A 4,959-nucleotide genomic window follows, 5' to 3' on the forward strand; every position below is an offset into this window, starting at 1 on the left:
TGCGACCGGCGCGAAGCGCCTGCGCAAAAATCCGCTTAGGCACCGTCAGAAACAGCATTGACGGTCGATGTTTTTTGTATTCACTAACTCCTGATTGAAAAATCAGGGGGCCTTGATGGGTAAGTTAATTGCGGGAAGTTTCCTATTTATCGGCGGTTTTATTTCGACCTTAACAATCGCCTTCTCCATCGTCGGTATTCCGATGATGCTGGCCGGATTGGCCTTGGGTGTAGCGGGTTTCGCATCCCTGGGCGTCTCGGCCGCGAAAGCCGGTATCGCGACAGGAAAGGCCGTCCAGGCCATGCAGAATGCTCCTGCCAGTAAAGCACTACCTGGTGGCGCCAATGCTGGCCTGAGCGTAGCTGATGAAATCGCCAAGCTGGCAAGCTTGCGCGAAGCCGGGCACCTCACCCAGGAAGAGTTCGACCAGAAGAAGACCCAGCTTCTCAGCTAGGCACCTTCAGCAAGCCTTCGCTACAGTCAAACGCCTTTGCGGATTCGATGCGGTCGCCATATTCGGCGAAGCCGTATGCCTTGACCACGCGGGCAGGGGGGTGTCCCTGCGCGATGGTCAGGGTGAGGTCGCGAAAAGCATCGCCGGTCAATTCGTGGGGCTCGACCAGGGGCTTGCGGCGACCGTCAATCAACCCCTGCCGTTCGCTCAGTTCCTTGCAAATCTTCAGAGCCAGTTCCCCATCGATACCCATGTATTGCCGGACGTAGCTGTTTTGAGTGAAGCCAAAGGCATTGGGGTAATGTTCTTTCAACTGCCCGAAGTTTTGGGCGAACATCCAGAGGCGCACGCCGTAGCCACGACCGAGCGCGAGGGCGGATTCCAGAATGTCCAGACGCTTGAGGCTCGGCATTTCATCGAGCAGGAAAGTGACAACGGGGGTGTTCCGGTCTGTTTCCCCCCGGCAAAGCGCATAGAAGGTCTGTCCAATCAACGCCCGGAAAAACGAAGTGTATAGCTCCAATTCGTCCATGCTGATGCAGATGTACAGCGTGGCCTTGTCGCGACGCAGCGACAAAGGGTCAAAGGTTGATTTGGTGGTGAGGTCTTCAATGCGAGGGGATTCCCAGGTATCGATATGCGTGCGCGCCGTATCGGTGACACTCTCACGGACCTTCGAGGCATATGCGCACCGCTTGGCGTGCGCTGAGCTGCGAACATGACTCGGAAGTTCGTAGCCACATGTCCACTCGCTCCCTCGAAGAGGCTGACTTCGGCGTCGGTTTGTCTTTGAACTGCTTCGAGATAGAGGCGGTCAAAACAGATATTAAATTGCGGTATCCGGTTCTTCGAACAGGGCGGTATCGAGAATGGCATCCGCCAACAGGGACAGCCCACGCTTGTCCCAATAGTCTTTTTTGCCTTGCTCAGCGGGAACCATCAGCAGGTTGACCAGTTTGCGCGCATCTTCGTAAGCACCGGCAACATCGGGCCGAATTGTATCCAGCGGATTGAAATGGATGGAGTTGTCAGGGTCCGAGGGCGCAAAACGGTAAACCGGCCCGACATTGCGGGCGCGCCAGGCGGCAGTTTGTTCGAAGAGTTCCCCCTTGATATCGATGACCAGGGCGCCGCCGTCCATGCTCAGAAGGTTCCGCATCACCGACTGACTTTTGCCCTGGCCGGGCGGGGCAATGGTTATCAAACTCTCGTTTCGGTCATAGAGCAGTTCGGAATCCGACCCCTCTATGCGGCCGAGACGCAGCACGGAAGGCCGGAGCGGTTGCCCGTAGACCAAGGCGGTGGCAGCGGATTCCGGTGGCATCCACTTGGCGCCGGTCACGAGCAGCCGTTCCAGAACAGTGCGTTCGCGGACGGTTAAATGGCTGTCCGGACCGAGCGCTTTTCGCAGGGCATCCTGCAAACGCTCTGTCGCGGACGGGGAGGGGCCAAGATGCCCTTCAATCAGGGTGGTCATGCTGCTGCGTAGCTCTGACAGCAAATCGGCGGAATTAAACGGCCCGCCGGTTATCAGGAACCCTTGGCCGCTGTTCCAGATTATGGGGGTGAAGATTTCGAGGCGTTCGCGCCTGGAAATCTGACCCACGGCGGTGAGCAAATCAGCCAGCCGTAGGGTTGCCCGTTCGGTGTCGGTCATGTCGCGCAAGGTGCGCCGGAACGAAGCCCCCTTCAAAGCTCGTTCGGCCGCGACCCGGATGTAGTCGCGTTGGACCGAGCCCGCAGCTTTCAGGAGATAGTCATCATCGGCTGCATCGCGGCTCAGATACGCATGCTTTTCGGAGACCGCCCGACTGAGATGATAGAAGCTGGTTTCAGGCAATAGGTGAGGGGTCAGTTCCGCAATGGTCAGCGTGATGGCGTTCAGTTCATTGGCGTGGAACGCTTCAATGTCCTCAAGCGATTTCGGCGCCGGGGGCAATTTGGCGGCGGCAGGCTGTGGCAGTGGCGTTCGTGCACGGGCGATAGCGCCACCGACACCGTTGTTCAGTTGGTAAAATAGAGCCGCGGCAAATGACACGACCACAATGACGGCAATAAGGGCGAAAGCATCCATAAAAAACCCCAGCGCGTTTTTTGGCTGACGTTAGCCGGTAGGTGCAGGCAGAAGCAATGCAACTCACGCAGGAGGGGCAAGCAATGTTGTGGGAGGCCCTGGCCGAACGCGACCGCGACCGGCCCAGGACGTTGCCCTGGTCACGGTCAGTCGGTCGCTTGAGGTTTCCAGTTGACTTTGGTAGCTTCGTTACTGTCGTTAGAGCGCACTTATGAGTTTTGTACCAAAACTCGCGCCCCACCACCGTCAGAGGCTTCCGTTGGCTATCTACAGCCTGAACCATAAGCCCATTGGGAAGAGCACTCAGGAGCGCCCCTACACCACGGGGGCGCATGTGAATTACATTACCCGCAACAAAGCCCTGGGGCGCCTTGACGGAGCCCGCATGCCGGTTGAGCGTGATGGTGCCCGTGACTTTTTCAACGACGCGGAAGATGGCAGCCGTTCGAACGGCAGGGTGGCGGACAAGCTCATGCTGGCCTTGCCCAAGGAATTGAATCCGGAGCAACGCGCCGAGCTGGTGCGTGGCTATGCCGAGGAAGTGACGGATGGGCGCGCGCCATGGCTGGCAGCCCATCACGACAAGGGCAAAGACGCACAGAACCCTCATTGTCATCTTGTCTTCCGTGACCGGGATCCAAACACCGGCAAGCGGGTGTTCGGAACGACAGACCGGGGGTCCACACAGAGGTTACGCGACAAATGGCAAGCCCACGCAAATCGGGCCTTGGAGAGGGCCGGGCGTCCCGAGCGCATTGATGCCCGGTCCCTGAAAGCCCAGGGCATCGACCGCGAACCGCAGGTGCACGAAGGCCCCCGCAATCGCGCCGCCGCTGAAAACGGACGAAGGCCTGTTTCGCGACCACGTGATGTGCGGAATGGACCTGGCGCCAGGTCTCCCAGCCGTCGCGTGAATTATCCCGCGCTCGACAGAGGGCGAACCCGGCCGGAATATAATCGGGCACGGCCCACCGAGCGCGACTATTGGAGCGACCTCGATGCCCACCGGCAGCGCGAAGAACTGGACGGGTTGCGCCGTCTCCATCTGCCTCCGGATGGACGCAGGGAAGAACCTCAACGAATGCCTTTCAAAGACAGGTTGAACCGGCGCGTGCCCGCCCCGTCTTCGGAGAAAACGCCTGGCGAAGTCCCGAAGTCCTTCCTGGACAGACGCAAGCCACCAGCTTTGCCGCAGTCGGAACCGCCACAGAAAGGCTTGCCTTTCCGTGAAACCCCGCCAAAGCCTAAAGCGGAGCGGCCACCGCGTGACCGCATCCCCAATCGCCACAAGTCAAGGTGGCGCGATGATGACCGCGAACGGTAAGGGCGCTGTATGACGGTTGATGACAAGGATTTGGGGCTGACGGAAGACGAACTGGCACAGGCTCGCTTCGCAGAGCGCAACAGCCGTTCCCGTCTCAACGACACGATGGACGATAGTTTCTTGAGCCCTAAGCGGGCCATGAACCGCATCCAGAATGCTCGTGCTCGCCTAGGTGACGGCCCTACCTTCGACAAGCTTCGCGACCCCAAGAGCCGGGCATTCGGCCGTCGCCCCGGCAGTCTTCTGTCCCGCCAGGCCCTTCAGAAGGGCGCAGGACAGAAACGCCGTGATGCACTTCTTGCAAGACGGCGACTGCCCAAGCTTCTGCAAAACCACGAACATGATTCCACTCGGCTACGCGGTGCCGAACGCGCTGCGAAAGAAGCCCGCGCTCGCCGGAAACCGACCCAAGAAAAACCACAGCGTTCATTCATGGAACGCTTGAAAAGCCGGAAGCCTCAGCCCGCCGTGCCATCTCCATATGAGCCTCAAAAGGAGTCGTTTCTGGGAAAGATTCTTGCCAAAAATCCCCCGAAGCCTCAGGACAAGTCCCGCCCGAAAATTCGGCCGCGCAAACGTGGTTTAGACCGCGAGCGCTGAAAACCACCTTACAGCTTCAAAAAGCTTGTTTTTCCGGCGCTTTGCCCCTTTAAGTTGCTGCGGCTAATGATAGGGGCATGGACCATGCGAATGAAGCACATACTACCGTTTGTGGGATTGCTGGTGCTGGCTGGATGCGGCGAAAGCCCAGAAAGTCATTTGGTTGATTTATTCAAGAAGCGCATCGCGAGAAAAACGCTTATTCCGAATGAAATAACGATAAACTCAAAAAGATGTGACGGCGGTATGACTTTAAAAGGAAGAACATTTTATCGCTGCTCGATAAGTTTTTCCGAGACGGATATTTCAGGAATAACACGCTCCGGCAATGCCAATCTTGATTTGGTCAAAGACTCGAAGGGGTGGTACTTGGCGGGGAATTAACAGCGGCCTTCGCATCCACTCCCCAGCTCACTCTAAGGTATTTTTCGGGCTCGCCGTTGACCTTCTGGCGCGTTTGCCATTCCACCAGGAATCCGGCCTGTCGGAGTGTTTCGACCATTGTGG

Annotated in this window: 5 protein-coding genes and 1 pseudogene; 4 read left to right on the plus strand and 2 right to left on the minus strand. The window is 58.0% G+C overall.

Annotation, left to right across the window (positions count from 1 at the left end):
* Positions 1-115 precede the first annotated feature (115 nt).
* On the plus strand, positions 116-454 hold the full coding sequence (locus SIAM614_RS30310) for an SHOCT domain-containing protein (protein ID WP_040441585.1): 339 nt from the start codon (positions 116-118) through the stop codon (positions 452-454).
* Here SIAM614_RS30310 and SIAM614_RS30315 read toward each other — a convergent pair.
* Positions 447-1,121 (minus strand): annotated as a pseudogene (locus tag SIAM614_RS30315) (type IV secretory system conjugative DNA transfer family protein); the annotation flags it as partial. The gene SIAM614_RS30310 and the pseudogene SIAM614_RS30315 sit on opposite strands and share 8 nt — an antisense overlap.
* Positions 1,122-1,280: 159 nt before the next feature.
* Positions 1,281-2,528, minus strand: a complete 1,248-nt coding sequence (locus SIAM614_RS30320) for a type IV secretory system conjugative DNA transfer family protein (protein ID WP_006940633.1) — start codon at positions 2,526-2,528, stop codon at positions 1,281-1,283.
* Positions 2,529-2,862: 334 nt separating this feature from the next.
* Here SIAM614_RS30320 and SIAM614_RS31065 point away from each other — a divergent pair, with 334 nt between their 5' ends.
* The 3 genes from SIAM614_RS31065 (at position 2,863) to SIAM614_RS32385 (ending at position 4,836) form a co-directional block, all read left to right on the plus strand.
* Positions 2,863-3,852 carry a MobA/MobL family protein gene (locus SIAM614_RS31065; RefSeq protein WP_050789543.1) on the plus strand — a complete coding sequence of 330 codons (990 nt, stop codon included), beginning with the start codon at positions 2,863-2,865 and terminating at the stop codon, positions 3,850-3,852.
* Between the two features lie 9 nt (positions 3,853-3,861).
* On the plus strand, positions 3,862-4,452 hold the full coding sequence (locus SIAM614_RS30330) for a hypothetical protein (RefSeq protein WP_040441586.1): 591 nt from the start codon (positions 3,862-3,864) through the stop codon (positions 4,450-4,452).
* 90 nt (positions 4,453-4,542) lie between these two features.
* Positions 4,543-4,836, plus strand: a complete 294-nt coding sequence (locus SIAM614_RS32385) for a hypothetical protein (RefSeq protein WP_157140191.1) — start codon at positions 4,543-4,545, stop codon at positions 4,834-4,836.
* The last annotated feature ends 123 nt before the right edge of the window (positions 4,837-4,959 follow it).

Source organism: Roseibium aggregatum IAM 12614, assembly GCF_000168975.1.
GTDB lineage: Bacteria > Pseudomonadota > Alphaproteobacteria > Rhizobiales > Stappiaceae > Roseibium > Roseibium aggregatum.